Genomic DNA, 19976 nt, shown 5'->3' with positions numbered 1-19976 from the left:
TAGGAGGGTATACAAGAATGGCAAACAAATTAGGCAGCAAAATATTGGATTTTTTACGTTTTGACAATGAAGAAGAATTCGATGATGATTTTTATGAAGATGATATCGATGAATTCAGTGAAAGAGAACTGCAGCGGGAAGCACGCAGGGAAGAAAAAGAGCGTAAGAAAAACGCAAAGCATACATCTACTTTCCGTGAAGAAAATGATGCTTATTTTAATGATGAAGCGGCTGCACCAAAGGCACGTACCGGTACAGCAACTCGTTCTTCGGGAAGTAAAGTAGTCAGAATGCCATCATCCAACAGTGAATTAGAAGTTTGTATTGTAAAGCCATCTAACATCGGAGAAGCACAGCAGGTCTGCGATACGTTGTTAAATGATCATCCGGTTGTTGTTAACCTGGAAGGAATTGATCTGATGGAAGCACAAAGAATTATGGATTTTATCTCAGGATGTATTTTTGCGATTTCCGGCAATATGTGCCAGGTATCTCGTTTTATCTTTATCTTTTCACCGAATGGTGTAGAGATTTCAGGTGATTATATTAAGAGTCTGGAAACAGAAGAGAGCTATAACATTGCATCGTTTAACAAAGAATTTTAATCAAAGTTTTTTGAATTCTGCTTCCTGCATCTTAGCAAAATGAATGGAGGCAGCAGATGGTTCATTACATAATATATTGTATGGAGATATTCTTTATCGTGTTAGAATGTCTGGTTGTTCTGTTTTTAGTCCAGTCGTTCTTTCCGTTATCGCAAAAAGTACGAATCTTTTTTTTGATGATGGTATCACCGATATTATTTCCGATGCAAAAAATTATGAAATATTCCATGATGAATACATTTTCAATAGATTTGAGTCCTTACGTTATTCTGATCATTTTGTCTTATCTCGAAAGAGTCTGTTCGTATTTTCTTTCCAAGGGAGGCATACTATGAATCTGACAAAAGAAGAACAGATCATTTTAAAACATTATCATGATCTGATCAATCTGTCCTATCAGCGTTCGATTCCGGCATATAGCCAGTTTGGAAGCATGAGTGAACTCGAACTCGCCTATAAAGCTTTGGATGAGTTTTATGGGCATCAGAACGTGTCAGAAGAAGTACAATACAAATTATATGGCGGATATCCCGAAGCAGAACGTAAGATCATCTGTTTCTTGCCGGATGACAGACAATCTCCTGTTGTTGAACAGGATTTTCCGATAGCATGTATCCGTTTTTTGCCGGCAAATAAAAAATTTTGTGATGAATTAAATCATAGAGATTATCTTGGAACGATCATGGGACTTGGCATTACAAGAGACAGGATCGGAGACATTTTGGTAAAAAAAGATCCTGTGTTTAAGGCCGGCACGGCTTATGTTTTTTGTAAAAAAGACATGGTTTCTTTATTAGAGGGAATTACCAGGATAAAACATACAACTGTGGTTGCAAAAGAAGTCGCATTTTCTTCGGCAGACTGGGAGATCACCTATAAAACGATTACGGGAAGTGTATCATCATTCCGGCTTGATGCGGTATTAGCACTTGCGATCCGTACGTCCCGTTCTCAGACAGTAGCCTTGATACAGAGCGGCAAAGTTTTCCTGAATGGACGGATCTGTACGGAAAATGCAAAAAAGTTAGAAGAGGGAGATATCTTTTCAATACGTGGATATGGGAAATTCCGATATGACAAAGCAAATGCCCTATCCAAAAAAGGACGTTATCATATTACAGTTCAACAATATACTTAGGAGGATATAAGAATGCTTACACCGATCGATATTCAAAATCATACATTAAAAACAGCCGTTCGCGGTTATAGTAAAAAGGAGACTGACGAATTCTTAGAGCAGATCTTAGCAGGATATGAAGAGCTTTTCAAAGAGAATCATGATCTGAAAGAAAAAGTATCCTCTTTAAGCGAAGGGATACAGAATTACAAACAGATGGAAACAACCTTGCAAAAAGCTCTTGTTCTTGCAGAAAAGACATCGACTGAAACACAGGAAGCAGCCAAAAGTAAAGCGGATGCAATGATTCGTGAGGCACAGACAAAAGCAGAAGCGATTGAAAAAGAAGCGGCTTCCCGGGCTGAGTCTTTGCGCAAAGAAACAGAAGCATATGCCGAGATCACAAAAGCCAAAGCAAATAATGAACTTTCTGAGACAAGAAATCATGTCCGCAAATTAGTACAAAGTTATGAAAGCTATCGTTTACAGTTTAAGAAATTAGCAGAATCCCAGATTGAGATGTTAGAAAGTGAAAATTATTCTATCTACGCACCTGAGATTGATGAAATGTTAAGTGATACAAAAGCAGATGATAACGAAGTTGTAGCTGATGCAGATATGTCGTATACAGAAGAGAAAGCCAATGTGACAGAGGATATGGTTCAGAATGAATCTGAAATTCAGGATATCGCTAAAGAGACAGAACCAGATCAAAAAACAGAGGTTAAAGATACTGTAAATAATATCACAAAAGAAATATCAGCCCGGGACAACAGCATCGGCATGGAGAATGTAAACACATCTTCAGATGGATCAGAAGATGTATCGGCAGATGTTGCAGAAGACGAAACAAAAGACGATATACCGGATGAACATCTCAGCAAGGAGGATATTGATGCGATCAGCCAAAAACTTGCCAATGGATTTGATAAAATGACAACAGGTTCTGATGATGCAAAAGAAGAAACCAATCATACTCCAGATGCAGCTAAAAAAGCTTCTGATGAGGTCATAACAACACCAAAGTTAGATGATTTTACCGGAGATGACACGATCCATAGTGTTGATCCTGAGGAAGAGGAAAAAGATTCTCCATTTACTTTTATTGAACCGTAATTATTATGATTTGTTTATGGATGAAAATGCAATGAAGTGAGGATGTATATGACAAGGAAATATTATCTATTAGGATTATTAGGGATCATAGCAGGAATTTTGATTGACCAGGGAACTAAGATGCTGGCGGTTGCTCATTTGAAAGGGCAGGAAGCTATTTTGATCATTCCTAATGTGTTTCAGTTGCAATATTTAGAAAATCATGGAGCTGCATTTGGTATCTTGCAAAATAAACGGGGTTTTCTTTTAGTCATTACGATATGTATTTTGGTTGCGATCACATTCTTTTACCGTAAAATTCCGGCACAAAAGCGTTTTTTGCCATTGCATATTGCCATGATTCTGGTGGCTGCCGGTGCGCTGGGAAATATGATCGATCGTATGGTGCATGGTTATGTAGTTGACTTTTTATATTTTTCATGCATACGATTTCCGATCTTTAATATTGCTGACTGCTATGTTGTGATCGCTGCTGTCATTGCTGTGATTTTGATCGGATTTTATTACAAAGAGGAAGATTTTGAACAATTGTCTCTTTTCTCATCTTCCAAAAAAGAAGAGACTAAGTAAATAAACCGAACATAATAAGACAGAATGTATCAAAATTGTATTTTTCAAAATTTAAAATACCCGCTCGTCTATATTGCTCTTGTAGAAATGAGGATAATCATGTCAGATTCCATTACCAAAATAGAATATACTGTACCGGAAGAAGAGTCAGGAAGCCGTCTGGATCAGTTTCTTACGAAGAAACAACCGGATATTTCCCGCTCTTTTTTGCAAAAAAAGATCAAAGAAGGCAAAGTGCTTGTCAATGACAAAAAGGCAAAAGCCGGTTTGAAATTAACAAACGGAGATCATATCATTCTTTATCATGAACCACCAAAAGAACTGTCCATAGAACCGGAAAACATCCCGCTGGATATCTTGTATGAAGATGAAGATATCATTGTGATCAATAAGCCTAAACAGATGGTTGTACATCCGGCACCCGGACATTATTCCGGTACGATTGTTAATGCACTTTTATATCATTGCAAGGATTCATTATCCGGTATCAATGGTGTCTTGCGTCCGGGTATTGTACATCGTATCGATCAGGATACGACCGGTGCGATCGTTGTGTGCAAAAATGATTATGCACATAACTTTATTGCGTCACAGTTAAAAGAACATTCGATCAGCCGAACCTACCATGCAATCGTTCATAATCATTTAAAAGAAGAACAGGGAACAATTGAAAGCACGATAGGAAGACATCCCGTTGACCGTAAGAAGATGGCAATGAACGTAAAGAATGGCAAACATGCTGTAACACACTATACAGTATTAGACCCATTAAATAATAAGTATACTTATATTCAATGTAACTTGGAAACCGGACGGACGCACCAGATTCGTGTGCATATGGCAAGCATTGGTCATCCGATTCTTGGAGATTCTGTATACGGTCCTGCAAAATGTCCGTTTCACTTACAGGGACAGACTTTGCATGCAAAGACATTGGGATTTATTCATCCGAGAACTAAAAAGTATGTAGAATTTGATGCACCGTTACCGGAATATTTTAAGAAGCTTTTAACAACATTAAAAGGGTAATGCATAGAAAAAGACTAAAACTCAGCTTGTAAAAATAAACTTTTTGTAAGCTGAGTTTTTATATTCCCAATTTATATAATATAAGAAATTTCAACTGTTTGTAAGCGATTCACTCCATATAAGTTTTACTATAATAATAAACTTTTTTTATAACAGGCTAAAAATAAACTAAATAAACTTGCTTTTTCCTCTTGTGGTGATATAATAAACTTATATAGAAAGGTGTTTGGAAATTAAACAAAAGTTTATTTTCTATACAGATTTATTGTAAAACAGCAAGCAAAAGTTTATTTTTGTCCTGCCATACAGAAAGGAGTCGGTAGCACTTTATGGAAGAAAAAATCTTCACAATACGACTAAAAGAAGCGATGCAAAAAAAGCACAAAAAACAAGTGGATCTTTTGCGTGAAGCCCAGGCTGCTAATGTCAGACTGAGCAAAAGCCAGATGAGTCAGTACGTAAGCGGTCGAGCGGTACCAAGACAAAATATCGGAATTTTTTTAGCGAAAGCTTTACAGGTTAATCCTGCGTGGTTATATGGAACAGATAATATAGAACATACCTATGAGGAAGGAAAGAAAACAATGCGTCAATTTAAAAAATCAACAAAATTAGATAATGTATTATATGATGTACGTGGTCCTGTCGTAGAAGAAGCAAATCGGATGGAAGAATGCGGAACCCATGTCTTAAAATTAAATATCGGTAATCCGGCTCCTTTCGGCTTCCGTACGCCGGATGAAATAGTATACGATATGAAGAGACAGTTGACAGAGTGTGAGGGATATTCTGCTTCTAAGGGACTTTTCTCAGCCAGAAAAGCCATTATGCAATATGCACAGTTAAAACATATTCCAAACGTTTCCGTTGAAGATATTTATACAGGTAACGGAGTAAGCGAATTGATTAATCTGAGTATGTCAGCACTTCTTGATAATGGTGATGAAGTATTAGTTCCTGCGCCGGATTATCCACTTTGGACCGCCTGCGTGACTCTTGCCGGAGGAAATGCGGTTCATTATATCTGTGATGAGCAATCAGAATGGTATCCGGATATGGAAGACATCCGCAAAAAAGTGACCGATAAAACGAAGGCAATCGTTATTATCAATCCAAACAATCCAACCGGAGCATTATATCCCAAAGAAGTATTAGAGCAGATCGTTGAGATTGCCAGAGAACACCAGCTTATTATTTTCTCTGATGAGATCTATGATCGTCTGGTAATGGATGGAGAAGAACATATATCAATTGCCTCTTTAGCACCGGATCTGTTCTGTGTTACATTCAGCGGACTTTCCAAATCACATATGATTGCCGGCTATCGTGTCGGATGGATGGTTTTAAGTGGAAATAAAGAAATGGCAAGAGATTACATGGAAGGTTTGAATATGCTTTCTAATATGCGTCTTTGTTCGAATGTACCGGCTCAATCTATTATCCAGACTGCACTTGGCGGCCACCAGAGTGTACAGGACTATATCGTACCGGGCGGAAGAATCTATGAGCAGAGAGAATACATTTATAAAGCGTTAAATGATCTTCCGGGCATTTCTGCTGTTAAACCCAAAGCTGCATTTTATATTTTCCCTAAGATTGATCCGAAACGCTACAACATTTTAGATGATGAAAAATTTGCATTGGATCTGTTACGGGATAAAAAGTTGTTGATCGTGCATGGTGGTGGATTTAACTGGAAAGATCCTGATCATTTCCGTGTGGTTTATTTGCCTCGTATTGAAGTACTTGAAGATGCGATCACAAAACTTGGTGACTTTTTAAGTTATTATAAGCAAAAATAAGTGAAATAAGTTTTTTATCATAAAAGAGTCCTATCATATTTAGATATCCCCCTGTCAGAAAAGCAGGGAAATATCCCGTTTTGATAAGACTCTTTTTTATTTCGGATCAGTGTATTTTTTTTCGCAAAAAAAAGTTATGATACGTCTTACAGATCCAATAATTTATCAATGGCTTTCCGGTAAATCTCTTTTGAACGATATGCCAGAATCAAAGCTTCTTCATGTTCTGTTAAGATCATTTTATCTTTTGCTGTCTTATAGCCAAAAGTACCTAATACATCTTTGATCTCATAAAGTTTGCAAAGATACATCAATGTATCTGCATCGGGCTGCGTCTGCCCGCTTTCCCATCCGTAAATGGTTTTAGAAGCAACCGGGATTCCGTTGTCCTGTAGGTAAGCGGCTACATTTTCAACCGATAATTTCTTTAATTTTCTATAATATTTTAACATAGCTGCGATTTTTGGATTTTTCATTTTTCCTCATTTCCGGGAATTTTTATCATCCCTTTTTTCTGTTTTCTGATAAAAGCTGTAAACATATCGACACATGGCAGATAGGATATCTGCTCTTAGTATATACAGTTCGGTCTTATTAAAATCATAGTAGCAAATCAATTTTCCTGCTGTCAAGCAAACACATAGATATTCCCACTATCCGGGAAAATATTTAATTGCAATTCTCTTATAAAAAGAATATAATGGATTTATTATAGATAAAATTCCCGTAAAAAGAGAAAAAGGACAAGGTGTGAATATGAATATAACCAAAAGGGTGATGGATTATATAAAAGAAAAAGGCTTGTCGGTTGATGAACTTACAAAAGCAACCGGTATTGCAAAGGAGCGTTTTTGCTCGGATCAAACGGTTTTCAGTGCAGATGAATTTATGAGAATATGCTGTTATTTACAGGAAGATCCGTACCTTTTCTCGATAGAAGATAATGCAGAAAGAATCGGTATCCCGAAAAATCCGGCAATAAAGATAAAATAGTTTCATTTTAGCGTATAAAGAGGTCAGCATAATTAGGATGTTCTGACACAAAATAAACTTTTGATATGTTAATTCCGGTAGCGATAAAAATGAAGGAAAGAAAAAGATGATTCAATATAAATGTTATGGATTTCATAGAGAAAAGAGAGAAGATGAAAGCTATGAGGCTTATTTGCAAGCAAAAAAAGCATATGATGTACTTCCAAAATCAGACAGATCGTATATTACCATTCCATCCAGTGAGTGTAATCAATGTCGTATGTTGTTTGAAAAGACAAAAAGTTATCCCAATGCAAAGGAATTAAACTTTCAACCACGAAGTGAAGTTGAGACAAACAGCAGACTGTATTGGTGTAAGCAATGCAACATCCCTCTTTATGATAAAGTTTGTGGCTGCTGTAAGCAAAAAGGAGTTGCTTTTGCAAAGGACTGTCGTATTGTTTTCCCGGAAGAGAAGCTTTTGCTCGAACTTATTTTAGGCAAAAAGCCCGGATCGTTTCGAAATATTTCTATCTGGAACGGAAGCGGCAACATCTATTATGCAAATAAGGAAAGAATCCCTTTAACAATCAGTACATTAAAGTCTCTGGATACGAAAAAGATCCGCAAAAAGTATCAGGAATTTGAAAGTGAAATTGATACCGGATACTTTGATGCTATGATCGAACGTTTCATTGTCGCAAACCGGCAGAGATTCTTACAGATAGAAGAAGATGCCACAAATTATATCCGTCAGGTGGCAAAAGATTTTCAAAAAGATGAGATCTTTGTCTCTTTTAGCGGAGGAAAAGATTCCACGGTTGTAGCAGATCTTGTCAGGCGTTCGCTTGATTTTTCACCAAAAGAAAAATTATTACATCTGTTTGGAGATACTACATTGGAATTTCCTTATACCTTAGAATATGTCAAACAATATAAAAAGACATATCGGGATGCATTCGTGCGTTCTTCTAAGAATAAGGATAAAAACTTTGAGGAACTTTGTCAGATTATCGGTCCGCCAAGTCGGGTTATGCGCTGGTGTTGTACGATATTTAAGACCGGTGCGATCAACCGCCAGATTGAATCGATGTTTAAAAATAAAACAAAGATCGTTTCGTTTCAGGGAATCCGTCGAAGTGAGTCGACAAGTCGAAGCAAATATGAAAGAACTTCCGAAGATTCCAAGATTGGAAAGCAGCAAGCGGCAGAACCGATCATTGACTGGTATGACTTTGATGTCTGGCTCTATATTTTAAGCCGAAAGATTCCTTTTAATCAGGCATATCGGTTAGGGTATGCCAGAGTAGGCTGCTGGTGCTGCCCGAATAACAGTATATGGTCCGAATTTTTATCAATGATCCATATGCCGGATCAATATTTTACTTTTCGTGAACAACTGATCGACTTTGCGAAAAAAGTCGGCAAAAAAGACCCGGAAGTCTATGTAGATACCGGCAAATGGAAAGCACGGCAAGGTGGTAACGGTCTTATGATCGCCCAGACTTCTGTTGTTACGGACAAACCATGTGTGACACAGGAAAATGCATTCAACTATGAATTAACACGTCCTTTGAGCGATGAATTGTATGAATTGATGAAACCGTTCGGACATCTTGATTTTTCTATGGGACGAAAGCGTTTGCATGAAGTATATGTCGTTGACAGCAATTACAACAGCATTTTGCGGATACATGGAAAAGCAGGCAGTACATCGATAAAGATCATTATAGATGATATTGCCAGGATGCGTGCAAAAGATCTTGCAGATGCCAAACGCAAAATAGATTGCCAGATCACAAAATACCAAATGTGTCTCGGATGCCGGGCATGTGAGAGTGTATGCAAATATAGTGCGATCAGTGTCTCTGATAAAGAAGGCAGCACAAACTACAAGATTGACGATACGAAATGCGTAAAATGTCAGGAATGCGTTGGTCATTTTACATTAGGATGTTATATGCGAAAAGTATTAGCAATTAAGAGAAATTAAAAAGGACGCTTCAAAGCATATAAAAGAAAAAGATACAGGCAGGAAGGAAAAATTATGGCAAAGAATTACCGTTTAAAAGGCCATGGAAGCTTTGCGATCCGAGAAGGATGGATTACAAAAGCATTACTTGCAATACAGGAATATGAAAAACAAAACCCGGACAAAAATTTCTTTTCAAAAGAAAATTTCAATGGTGCAGATTCGTTAGGAGTGGGTTCTAATATGGCGTTATCGATCAAGTTCTGGCTCCGTGTGTCCGGTTTGATCGAACAAAAAAATACACATTTAACAGAGCTTGCCCATATTATTTTACAATATGATCCCTATTTAGAAAATGATATGACATTATATTTTTTACATATCAATATTGCATCGAACAGGCAGGAAGCAACTATTTGGAATCTGTTTTTTCAAACTATGTCAAATCTTGAATTTGACCGTCAAAAACTCGAAGAGAGAATGAAAGAAACGTTTGAATCTGTTTTTCAGACAGATTATCCCATACATTCATTAGAAAATGATTGTAGTGTGTTATTACAAATGTATGTAAGGCAAAATACAGAGGATATCGATCCCGAAGATAACAGGATATGCCCGTTTCAGCGTCTTCATCTGATCAGTAGACACGGTAAAAACTATATTCGTGAGACACAGTTTGATATATCGGGCTATGCCGTACTTTATGCCATGAAAAAGCAATTACAGTTAAAAGAGCCTCTAAGAGGTCATAAAGTCCAAAGTATTTCCATTGATGAACTTTTACAAGGCTGCAACAGCCCCGGCAGGTTATTGAACTTAACAAGGATTTCTTTGAATGATGCTTTAGATGAACTTCAAAATAAGGGCTATTTGCATGTGGACCGTACTGCCGGGTTAGATATGGTTTACATTGCAAAGGATTTGCCTGATAAGGCAGAACAGATTGTTAAAATGTACTATGAGATAGGAGAATAACTAAATGAATCTGTCAAACATAATTACAGTCAATGAACGTTTTGAATCTTCTATTAACTTAAAGTTAGATTTAGAAAACAATAAAAAAGTAGATGCTTATATACCAACGTCTTCTTCGGTTGCTATTTTGGATGCATTTTTAGAAGATTTACTTTATGAGAAAAAATGGACCTCTACAATGTTGACCGGTGCATACGGAAAAGGAAAATCACATCTGTTACTTGTTCTTTTATTTTTATTGAACAGACCTGCTGCCACAAAAAAGAAAGAACTTTCTTTGTGGAAAAAGAGTGTGAGAAACTTACAAAAAAAGGTAGCAAACATTAATGAGAATACTGCATTAAAATTAAAAGAACTCGTACAAAAAGAGAAAAAATATCTTCCGGTTATCATTAATTTTGGAAGGGAAAGTTTAGAACAATCATATTTGCTTGCACTTCAAAATGCATTACAAAGAGTCGGAATTTCTGAGCTGGTCTTTGACACACATTTTGAATTAGCGAATCATTGTATTGATCAGTGGAAAAAGGAATTTTATACAACTTATCAATTATTAGAAGAGAAACTTTGTAACAGTAAGTTTACAACGATCTCCATATTACAGCAGGCTCTTTTTGAACATGACAGTAAAGCGTTGCAGCTTTTTAAAGAGATTTATCCAACACTTACAGCCGGTAGTCAGTTTCATCCTATGATCTCTATGGATACCATGGATATTTACAAAGATACACTTCATTTGTTACAGGAACAATATCATTATGAAGGAATCCTGATCGTATTTGATGAATTCAGCAAATTTATCGAAAGCGAACATCCCGATGAAGTTTCAACGGATATGAAATTAGTCCAGGATATGTGTGAATTATGTAATAGCAGTCATAAAGCATCTTTGTGCCAGATTTTTGTTACGCATAAAAGCATCAAAGAATACGGAAGATATTTAGCTCCTGAAGTGCTGCATGCATTTGAAGGCGTAGAAGGCAGATTACATGAGATTTCCTTTGCAACCGGTTATCGCAATTATTATGAGTTGATACAAAATGTGATTTGCAAAGAAAATACAGATATCAACCAATTTGCAAAAGAACAGCGCTTTGATCTGGATGCCTATGCAAGAGACGTATATCCGTTGGCAAATTTCCATACAATTTTTTCTTATGAACAATTCAAAGAAATTGTTGTATACGGCTGTTTTCCGTTAGCACCGCTTACAACGCATCTGTTATTACAGATCAGTGAAGCAGTCGGACAAAATGAACGGACATTATTTACATTCTTAAGTAAAAAAGAAGAGTACACATTAGTCAGCTATTTGCACGAAGAAAAAAAGGCAGATGCATTTTTGATCAGTGCAGACAGAATTTATGATTACTTCCGTGATCTTTTATTGCATGATAAGAGTAATCCAAGATATCAGGATGAATGCCGGAAAGCAGAATACATTTTAAAACAGCAAACCGATCCGAACTGTAAAAAATGGATCAAGGTATTAGCGTTATTTACGATGATCCATTCTTCCGATATGCCTGCAAATGATCTTCATTTACAAAATGCATGTAATATGCCGGCAGACTTATATGAACAATGCAAGAAAGAATTACTTGCCTCAGGATATATTGTTTTTCGTAAACGTCACAAAGAATATGCATTTTCCAGAGACAAAAGTATTCATCTTGAGCAGGAAATCGAAACATTAGCGCAGAATATGACAAAAAAACCGGCAATTGATTCGCTATTATACGAGATCTTAGAACAAAAGTACGAATTGCCTAAAAAATATAATCAGCAAAAAGCGATCACACGCTTTTTTGAATATTTGTTTTTAGATGCGAAAACGTTCTTGCAATTATCCTCACCGGATATTTTTTGGAAACAGGAAAAAGGAAAGGGATATGGTTTTTCAGACGGAAAGATCCTGATGCTTTTATCCGATCCATCCGTTTCTGAAAGGCAGATCAGGCAAAAGCTGCAGGAATGGAAAGAAGAACGCCTGCTTGTAGTATTTCCGCACAAAACAATGCATTGGGATGAAAAATTAAAACAATATTGTGTGGTACAGGAGCTTCTTTCTAATGCTGAGGAAATTGCAAAACAGGAATTTGTCGAAGAGGAACTTTTATTATACAAAGATGATCTGCTTTATGAACTCAATACAGAAATCGCAAAGACGTATTTTCCATCAAATAAAAAGCAAATGTCTGCTATGCATCTTTGTGACGAACAAGTCATTTCTGACACGATACAAAGTTTTACGCAAATGCATGAAGTTTTAAATGAGATCTGTATTCATTATTATGGGCAGACACCACGCATCAACAATGAAATGATCAATCGCAGAAATATTACGGCACAAACAAAAAATGCCCGTAAAAAGATTATGGATGCCATCTTACAGGATCAGGACGTAACTTCCTGGGATACCGGTACGGCACAGGAAGCTACGATCTTTCGAGCTGTATTTACCAATGTGGGAATTTCTGATCTGCATGATAAGAATAAAGTGATTCCAAAAGATATTCAGATGATACTTACTATGATCATGGAATTTGTCAATAGAGCATTTTATGAAAAACAGTCTTTTCAAACTTTATATGATCGTCTGACCGGCAAAAAAATCGGACTTCGAAAAGGAATCATTCCTATTTATTTATCATGGATCTTAGCCAGAACAGAAGGGACACCTGTTTTGTATGCAGGAAAAGCAGAACAGGAACTTTCAGCAGATACATTGACAGAAGCAGATAATACACCGGATAATCACTGGCTTTTCATTTTAAGTGATTCAAAAGATGTCATGACGTATTTAGAGCAGATAGAAAAGCTGTTTGGTATCAGTCGCGATCTTGCAAACAAAAAGGCAATGCGGCTTCGTTGTATCGTTCGTGCCATGCAGGAATGGTATCGCTCGCTTTCACAATATGCAAGGATCGTACCGATTCCAAAAGAAGATATTCCGCAAAATCTGAATGTCAAAATGTTTACTAAGTTTCGGGACAGCTTAAAACAAATTGAGATCAATCCAAGAGAATATTTATTTGAAATCCTTCCGGCTCTTTTTGAAGCATCTACCCTGACAGAATGTATAAAACGACTAACCAAGGCAAAACAATTTATAGGAAAGCTATATGATCGTTTGCTACGGGAAGCCGAACAGATCACAAGGAATGCAATCAATGTTTCGCATGATGTTTCTTTGCGTCCGGCATTAAAAGACTGGAAAGAACAATACGATACCGGAGAAATCATACTAAGCCATGAGGCGGTTTCTTTGTTTCATTACATTCAAAATTTAGCAGATGACAATACCGAAAATATTCTGAATCATATTTCGAAATGTTTTCTCGGAAAATATTTATCTGATTATAACGAATCCGGTCTGACACATTTTCAGGAGGCATGGGATTCCATTCTTACTGAAGTGACACAAAAAGAAACAACCGATCAGCCAAACCAATATCGCTTTACGATCCGCAGAGCCAATGGCAATACGATCGAAAAAACCGTATCGACGGAAGAAAACAACAGTTCAACCCATTTTTTAGAAACTGAAATGGAAAGTTTATTAGATGACTATGCAGAAGAACTCAGTACCGAACAAAAAATACGGGTTCTTTTACAAATGATCGAGAACACATTAGAACAGGGCTAAAAACAAATTGCTAAAAGCAATATCAGGCATAATGTACAAAAAGAAATGAGGTGAAACGACATGATCTATCTGGACTATGCAGCAACATCGTATCCAAAATCCGAAGAAGTATATAAAGCAATGGAAGATGTGATGCGTAATGTATCTGTCAATGCCGGAAGAGGGAGCTATCATTTAGCAAAAAAAGCAGAAGAGTTAATAATTGCTACACGTAGTAAAGTTGCCCGACTGGCAGCAGTTCCTGATATCGGACAGGTAGTCTTTGCACCTTCTGCTACCATTGCCGCAAATGAAATATTAAATGGCATTTCATGGGAAGCACAGGATCGGATCCTCGTATCACCTTATGAACATAACGCAATCATGCGAACAACAGAACATTTAAGGCAGACAAAAGACTTACAAATAGATGTGCTTCCGTTACAGCCGGATACATTAGAGATTGATATTGCAAAAAGTATGGATCTGATCCATTTGTACAAGCCGAAATTAATATGTCTCACACAGATCAGCAATGTTACAGGTTATATCTTACCATTAGAAGTTTTATGCAAAGCAGCAAAAGAAGAACAATGTCTTGTATGTATTGATGGGGCACAGGGCTTTGGACTCTTACCTCTTGAACCATTAAAAGACTGTACTGACTTTTATCTTTTTGCCGGTCACAAATCGATTGGAGGACCGTTTGGCATCGGCGGCTATATCAACTATAGCAAATATCCGCTAAAACCGTTCTTATATGGAGGTAATGGAAGTGATTCCTTAAATCTTAGTTTACCGGAATCCGGGATCAAACGTTATGAAGTCGGCAGTCCTGACATTATTGCGGTTGCCGGATTGCAAGCTGCAATAGAAAATCGCGTTTCCTATGAGGTTATTTATAACCATGAACAGGAATTGATACAGTATTTCCGACAACAGACAGCCGATCTGGATGATCTGATCCTATTTGCAAAAGACACGCCTACAGACAAATGTCTCGGTATCCAGTCATTTGCAATCGAAGGCTTTTTAGCCAATGAAGTCGGACAGATCTTAGATGAGGAATTTGATATTGCGGTACGGACAGGTTATCATTGCGCACCATTGATCCACGATGCACTTTTAAGTAAACCGTATGGCGGAACAGTCCGCATGAGTGTCGGGCGGTATACGACAAAAGAGGAGATTGATAGGATGGTGGAAGCATTGGAGGATATTATGGAGTATGGGTAGGTAAGAAACTGGAAATGACAAAGCAGGTATTTAACGAATGTTAAAGGAGGAAACAAGAGATGAAATTAAATGGAGCAGGAATTATTAATATGTATTGTTTGTTTAAAGGGCAGAATACGGATAAAGCAATGGGTGGAAAAGGAATAGAAATACTCGGAAATCATATCATTGAAATTCCATATTATCAGCGTCCTTATCGATGGGAAGAAGAAAATATAACAAATTTATTTAACGATTATAATGACAATTTATCAAAAACAGGAAATCCATCTGAATATTTTGTAGGTGCAACGGTTTCTGTCGAAGACGAAGATAAGACTATTTTTTCTTTGGTCGATGGACAACAAAGAACAACAACACTTTATTTAATGAATTATGTTCGATATATTATTCAGCTTAAATTGGCAGAACATACACTTGATGGTCCTGATGCCATAGCGAATGCACAAACTGAAGTTCAAAAACTTTCTGATATTTATGTTAATTTAATTGGGAACAAGAATGGTACAAAGTTTGAACATTTAAACGCTAATATTTCAAAAAATTTGTCGCAATTATCTCAAACATCTCAAACATCTCCTGAGAATATTGGTATAAAGATTGCAAAAGTGTTAAAGGACAATCTAACCTTATTTCGAACTGAATTAGGTCTTCCGACAGTCCCTGTCTCATCCAAAGAGGACTACAAAAAGGCTTTACATACTTTCTTTGACGGTGAAAAGCTGTGCTTGCAATATGCGCGAGACTGTTATAATGATTACCTTTTGGATGCTTTATGTGGCATATGTCTGGAAAACGAAAAAACACCATCCAATTTTTCTCTTAATATTTCAGAAATAGAAAATGATAATAATATGAATTATCTACATGCACTTCGAGCTATTTTTAATAATGCAAAAGAGTATGTTCAAAAAACAACTACAGACAGCAAGTTAGATATGTGGGATATGGCGAAAAAAATGGTTGATTACCTCGGAGAAATCATTGAGCATTTAAGCTTTTGTATGATTTTAACCACAGATCCGGATGATGCATATACATTATTTGAAGTGTTAAACGACAGAGCATTAGATGTAGATGATCTGGAATTAGTAAAAAATCATTTTTATAAAGTATATTGTCAGCATTCTCCCCAAATTTCTGACTCAGATAAAAATAAAGAAATTGATAAGTTGGATAAACTTTGGGTTGAAGAAATCTTTAAAGATACAAAACCTAAGGCAGAAAAACGTTTGATCGCTTATTTAGCTACAATTTTTTTAACACAATCAGAACAATATGACAATAAGAATGATATTAAATGTAAAAATGAGATTCAAAGAAAATATACCGATAATACTAAAACATATACAAAAGAATATATCGAACATGATTTTAATGTTTTCTATGCTATGAGTGTTTTGATCCAAACATTTGACATTAAGTTTCAAAAATTAGAAACAATTGCAATTAAAGCAGATAACAATAATTCTGTTTCCATAACATATAAAACATTTGCTTTATTATATGCCATGAAACGTGAAGCTGTATTAGCAGCTCTTGCAAATGTAATTCTGGCAAAATATCTTTCTGATCATGATCAAAAATTGAATATTGATCAATTTAAAGATTATATAGAAGAACTTAAAAACGATGAAAGGAACGAGGAACCCCAATTTATTGAAATTCATGAATGTGCCTTTATGCTCTGGAAAGCTAATATTTTAGCAAAAGATCATAAAACACCAAGAAATAAATTAGCGACTAAAATTATAGCCACAAATGGAAGAAAAGGTTATCAAAAAGTATCTGATCTTCTTACATCTGATATAGAAAAAAGCTTAAAATCAGAGTTTGAAATCTGGATTAATGATTGGTCTTATCGAAGAAATCATTTATGCGTAAAAATTCTTTTCTTAAATCTTTTCCGATGTACCAGGATATGTGATAGCGATTCATCAGATGCAAAAGATTATACATACGATAAGTTTCAACTAAAAAAATCTGCAAACACCTATAATTTGGATGCGGATAAAATAAACCTTGATCATTTAGAAGCTGCAAAGGTAAGGGCACCGGAAAATGCATATTTTATGTATAATGATCCGGATAAACGATCAGAGGTTGTAAATTCTCTTGGTAATATGATGATTCTGGATTCAAAAGAGAATAATAAAAAAAATAATGATCCATTAAAAGATTCGTTTAAAAAATATTATGATCGCAAAAAAGATTATTGGATGTATAAAGACATTGAACAAATGATGAGTAATGAAAGCTATTTTGACCTTGAAAAAAAGATTCCTAAAAAAGAGTTTTTTGAACGAAGGAAAAAGATCTTAGTTGGATGTTTTAAGGCACTTCTTGATTGTGACTTAAATCAGGATGAGATGATGGTACAATTATAATCTTTCATATAACCATATAGCATTTTTATATGAAATATGCATTAAATTATATATGTCTTTTTGACTATTTTTTTATATCTTCTTAAATGTCCGCAAAGCCTTATTTTATCGGCTCTACGGGCATTTTTCTTTTGTGGTAAACCTCACATATCTAGGTCTATCTTCTTATATTTTCGCTATCAAGCGTGGTTAAAATCGTGGTAAATACTTCTTATGCGATTAGGCGCTGAACCTCTGATTTTGCGGTATCTATGGACGCATGAGCATACCAGTTCATTGTGATACTGATATTTGAATGCCCCATGATATACTGTAAATCTTTCGGGTTCATGTTCTTGCTTGCCAGCCTTGTGCAGAATGTATGGCGTAGTGTATGCGGTGTGATATGTGGCAAGGGATTGTCTTTGTGGTGCTTGTTGTATTTCTTTACCATACGGACAAAAAGCATATTGTAATCAATGGCAACTTTGGGCTTGCCTTTATGATTGACAAATAGAAAGTTGCCCCGTCCGTCTATCACAAATGGTTTTGCCTTTGGGCGTTTCTTCATAACCCGTTGAAATGCTTGTATCGTTTCTCTGCTTAATGGCACTTGCCTTGTTCCGCTTTTTGTCTTAGGCGTTTCAATATAATAACCCTGTTCCTTGCTCTTTAGTAACTGGTGGTCGATAACCACAACCTCATGGATAAAATCAACGTCCATGATTGTCAGTCCGCACAGTTCCGAGATACGAAGTCCTGTCTTTAACAGTATCAGCACATCATCATAATACTTGTGATACACATTGTCCGTCTTGATGAATGAGAGTAGGGCTTGTTCCTGTTCCTCTGTCAATGCGACTTTCTCTTTGGTATCATTTTCTAGGACTTCACTTAACTTGAAATCAAAAGGGTTTTTCCTTACACAATCGTCTTGTATGGCGATATAGAATGACGCTTTTAACGAGCGTTTATGGTTGTTAATGGTGTTATAGGAAAAGCCTTTGTCTTTCATGCGTAATGCCCATTCCTTAGCGTCAGAGGGTTTTATCGTATCAATGCTCTTAGCACCTAACTTGTCCTCTTTCAATAACCGCATGAGCTGTTCCCGTTGTTTCTGTGTGCTTTTCTTCACGTTTGCCCTCTGTGTGTTCTGTTTAGCGTAGAGTTGGCAAAGCGTCATTTTCTTGCCTGTGCTGTCGATACCGTCCTCAATATCCCGTCTTATCTGCTGTTCCAGTTCACGAAGTGAGGGTTTTTTCCGTTTTCCCTTTGGTGTCGGGTCTGTGGGTGTCAATCTCCAAGCATACACATATTTTGTGTTTCCAAATGCGTCCACATATTTATATAAGTATTTTCCGTCTGTTCGTTAGCTCTCTCCAGTATGCAGGATACGTCCTTTGCTATCCCGTCTTTTTTCTTTCATGGTGTCTGCTCCTTTCCTTGTTGGAAAGAGCCTTGATATGACTTGTGTTCATCATAACACATACAAGGCTCATTTGCATTAGATTGCGTCCAATTTGTCAATGACCTTTTCAAACTGTCGGCGTTTAATCTGTATGCGGTTGCCATTCATAATGAGCCAGCCAGCGTCCTTGTTTTCCTCTGCCAATCGTCTTAACTTGTTTTCTCCGATACGGAAATATTTTGACGCTTCTTCAATGGTAAGGGTGTACTTTTCCCATACAGGAATATCGTTGTTATTCATTAGATACCCCCTTTCCCTTGTTTTGTGTCATACTGGATATAGGGGATAAGGTCGGTGCGGTTTATCCTCTGTAAGTGGGCGGTTAGTTTGCTGGAAAGGGAATTACTGTATCTTGCCTTATCAAGCATAGTTCCCACTTTTTCCAGTCCACCTAATGCGTCATGTTCTTCTAAGAAGTAAAAACTTTTGACAGCGGAAATCACGCCACCCTCTGTGAGCCATTGCTGTGTTTCTTCAAGAGAATTATGTAGTTTCGGTACTTGCAGTTTCAAGACTTCCACAGCCCCTAAAAAGCGTTCCCAAAACCGACACGTTTTCCATCTGTATAAATGCTAAGATATAAATGTACATAAATGATCATATAAAAATGTACAAGTTCCAGATATAATGGATCCCATTGGAGGGATCGCATTATGATATATACACAGAAAATACATACAGATCTTCAGATTAATACCCTTGAAGATTTAGCAAAACTAAAACCTTTTCTGGAGGACGGTACATTGAAAGTAAATAAAAGTCAGATTGCCCGTGAGTTGGGAAAAGACCGGCGTACAGTTGATAAATATTTAAAAGGTTATAAAAAACCAACCACCCGGCACAAAGGATCTCCTATTGATGATTATTACGACATCATCAGGGAACTTCTATCAGATGAAAACCAGCAGATTTTCTATTACAAACGTGTTTTGTGGCAGTTTCTAAAAGACAACCATCAGCTTCATTGTGCACAATCAAGTTTTCGGCGTTATATTAGCCATCATCCGGAATTTCAGGAATATTTTGACCGCAGGCAGAAAAATTTCAGTCACAAAAAGTCAGCGATGCGTTTTGAAACTCCTCCCGGACAACAGGCACAGCTGGATTGGAAAGAATCCAT

The 19976-nt window shown here is 36.6% G+C and carries 14 protein-coding genes and 3 pseudogenes; 13 read left to right on the top strand and 4 right to left on the bottom strand.

Annotation, left to right across the window (positions count from 1 at the left end):
- Positions 1-17 precede the first annotated feature (17 nt).
- The 6 genes from H8700_RS08975 to H8700_RS08950 all read left to right on the top strand — a co-directional run bounded on the left by H8700_RS08975 (position 18) and on the right by H8700_RS08950 (position 6239).
- Positions 18-605, top strand: a complete 588-nt coding sequence (locus H8700_RS08975; protein WP_022141494.1) for a cell division protein SepF — start codon at positions 18-20, stop codon at positions 603-605.
- Between the two features lie 331 nt (positions 606-936).
- Positions 937-1743 carry a YlmH family RNA-binding protein gene (locus H8700_RS08970; RefSeq protein ID WP_249305242.1) on the top strand — a complete coding sequence of 269 codons (807 nt, stop codon included), beginning with the start codon at positions 937-939 and terminating at the stop codon, positions 1741-1743.
- Between the two features lie 12 nt (positions 1744-1755).
- On the top strand, positions 1756-2838 hold the full coding sequence (locus H8700_RS08965) for a DivIVA domain-containing protein (protein ID WP_249305241.1): 1083 nt from the start codon (positions 1756-1758) through the stop codon (positions 2836-2838).
- Between the two features lie 48 nt (positions 2839-2886).
- Positions 2887-3408 carry a signal peptidase II gene (gene lspA, locus H8700_RS08960; protein WP_330606349.1) on the top strand — a complete coding sequence of 174 codons (522 nt, stop codon included), beginning with the start codon at positions 2887-2889 and terminating at the stop codon, positions 3406-3408.
- A 99-nt stretch (positions 3409-3507) separates the two neighbouring features.
- Positions 3508-4437, top strand: a complete 930-nt coding sequence (locus H8700_RS08955; RefSeq protein ID WP_249305237.1) for an RluA family pseudouridine synthase — start codon at positions 3508-3510, stop codon at positions 4435-4437.
- A gap of 584 nt (positions 4438-5021) precedes the next feature.
- Positions 5022-6239, top strand: coding sequence for an aminotransferase class I/II-fold pyridoxal phosphate-dependent enzyme (locus H8700_RS08950; protein WP_249305505.1), 1218 nt, complete (start codon positions 5022-5024; stop codon positions 6237-6239).
- 146 nt (positions 6240-6385) lie between these two features.
- On the opposite strand, the gene H8700_RS08945 is transcribed toward H8700_RS08950, so the two are convergent.
- A complete protein-coding gene (locus H8700_RS08945) occupies positions 6386-6715 on the bottom strand; it encodes a helix-turn-helix domain-containing protein (RefSeq protein ID WP_022141486.1) in 330 nt (109 codons plus the stop codon).
- Positions 6716-6995: 280 nt separating this feature from the next.
- Between H8700_RS08945 and H8700_RS08940 the strand changes: the two genes are divergently transcribed.
- From H8700_RS08940 to H8700_RS08915, 6 genes are all read left to right on the top strand, one after another.
- Positions 6996-7232, top strand: coding sequence for a helix-turn-helix domain-containing protein (locus H8700_RS08940; protein ID WP_249305234.1), 237 nt, complete (start codon positions 6996-6998; stop codon positions 7230-7232).
- A gap of 106 nt (positions 7233-7338) precedes the next feature.
- Positions 7339-9204, top strand: coding sequence for a phosphoadenosine phosphosulfate reductase domain-containing protein (locus H8700_RS08935; RefSeq protein WP_249305231.1), 1866 nt, complete (start codon positions 7339-7341; stop codon positions 9202-9204).
- Between the two features lie 54 nt (positions 9205-9258).
- Positions 9259-10158, top strand: coding sequence for a DUF4007 family protein (locus H8700_RS08930; protein ID WP_249305229.1), 900 nt, complete (start codon positions 9259-9261; stop codon positions 10156-10158).
- 4 nt (positions 10159-10162) lie between these two features.
- On the top strand, positions 10163-13807 hold the full coding sequence (locus H8700_RS08925) for a DUF6079 family protein (RefSeq protein ID WP_249305227.1): 3645 nt from the start codon (positions 10163-10165) through the stop codon (positions 13805-13807).
- A gap of 60 nt (positions 13808-13867) precedes the next feature.
- On the top strand, positions 13868-15022 hold the full coding sequence (locus H8700_RS08920; RefSeq protein WP_249305225.1) for an aminotransferase class V-fold PLP-dependent enzyme: 1155 nt from the start codon (positions 13868-13870) through the stop codon (positions 15020-15022).
- Positions 15023-15081: 59 nt separating this feature from the next.
- Positions 15082-17409: a DUF262 domain-containing protein gene (locus tag H8700_RS08915; RefSeq protein WP_249305222.1), complete on the top strand. Its 2328-nt coding sequence runs from the start codon at positions 15082-15084 to the stop codon at positions 17407-17409.
- A gap of 211 nt (positions 17410-17620) precedes the next feature.
- Here H8700_RS08915 and H8700_RS08910 read toward each other — a convergent pair.
- The 3 genes and pseudogenes from H8700_RS08910 to H8700_RS08900 form a co-directional block, all read right to left on the bottom strand.
- Positions 17621-18814, bottom strand: a pseudogene (locus tag H8700_RS08910) (site-specific integrase).
- Between the two features lie 78 nt (positions 18815-18892).
- Entirely contained in the window at positions 18893-19096 is a 204-nt protein-coding gene (locus tag H8700_RS08905; RefSeq protein WP_002610247.1) for an excisionase, read from the bottom strand.
- Positions 19096-19419, bottom strand: a pseudogene (locus H8700_RS08900) (replication initiation factor domain-containing protein); the annotation flags it as partial. The pseudogene H8700_RS08900 and the gene H8700_RS08905, both read right to left, overlap by 1 nt.
- A 90-nt stretch (positions 19420-19509) precedes the next feature.
- Between H8700_RS08900 and H8700_RS08895 the strand changes: the two are divergent.
- Positions 19510-19976: pseudogene (locus H8700_RS08895) on the top strand (IS21 family transposase); the annotation flags it as partial.

The sequence above is a fragment of the Jutongia hominis genome (assembly GCF_014384965.1).
GTDB lineage: Bacteria > Bacillota > Clostridia > Lachnospirales > Lachnospiraceae > Butyribacter > Butyribacter hominis.
The sequence above is the reverse complement of the archived record's forward strand: the minus strand, read 5'-3'. Positions and strand labels throughout refer to the sequence as shown.

Coding starts and splice junctions, on each gene's coding strand:
- H8700_RS08915 (WP_249305222.1), top strand. CDS start 15,082: ATGAAATTAAATGGAGCAGGAATTATTAATATGTATTGTTTGTTTAAA.
- H8700_RS08965 (WP_249305241.1), top strand. CDS start 1,756: ATGCTTACACCGATCGATATTCAAAATCATACATTAAAAACAGCCGTT.
- H8700_RS08975 (WP_022141494.1), top strand. CDS start 18: ATGGCAAACAAATTAGGCAGCAAAATATTGGATTTTTTACGTTTTGAC.
- H8700_RS08905 (WP_002610247.1), bottom strand. CDS start 19,096: ATGAATAACAACGATATTCCTGTATGGGAAAAGTACACCCTTACCATT.
- H8700_RS08940 (WP_249305234.1), top strand. CDS start 6,996: ATGAATATAACCAAAAGGGTGATGGATTATATAAAAGAAAAAGGCTTG.
- H8700_RS08955 (WP_249305237.1), top strand. CDS start 3,508: ATGTCAGATTCCATTACCAAAATAGAATATACTGTACCGGAAGAAGAG.
- lspA (WP_330606349.1), top strand. CDS start 2,887: ATGACAAGGAAATATTATCTATTAGGATTATTAGGGATCATAGCAGGA.
- H8700_RS08935 (WP_249305231.1), top strand. CDS start 7,339: ATGATTCAATATAAATGTTATGGATTTCATAGAGAAAAGAGAGAAGAT.
- H8700_RS08920 (WP_249305225.1), top strand. CDS start 13,868: ATGATCTATCTGGACTATGCAGCAACATCGTATCCAAAATCCGAAGAA.
- H8700_RS08945 (WP_022141486.1), bottom strand. CDS start 6,715: ATGAAAAATCCAAAAATCGCAGCTATGTTAAAATATTATAGAAAATTA.
- H8700_RS08950 (WP_249305505.1), top strand. CDS start 5,022: ATGCGTCAATTTAAAAAATCAACAAAATTAGATAATGTATTATATGAT.
- H8700_RS08930 (WP_249305229.1), top strand. CDS start 9,259: ATGGCAAAGAATTACCGTTTAAAAGGCCATGGAAGCTTTGCGATCCGA.
- H8700_RS08925 (WP_249305227.1), top strand. CDS start 10,163: ATGAATCTGTCAAACATAATTACAGTCAATGAACGTTTTGAATCTTCT.
- H8700_RS08970 (WP_249305242.1), top strand. CDS start 937: ATGAATCTGACAAAAGAAGAACAGATCATTTTAAAACATTATCATGAT.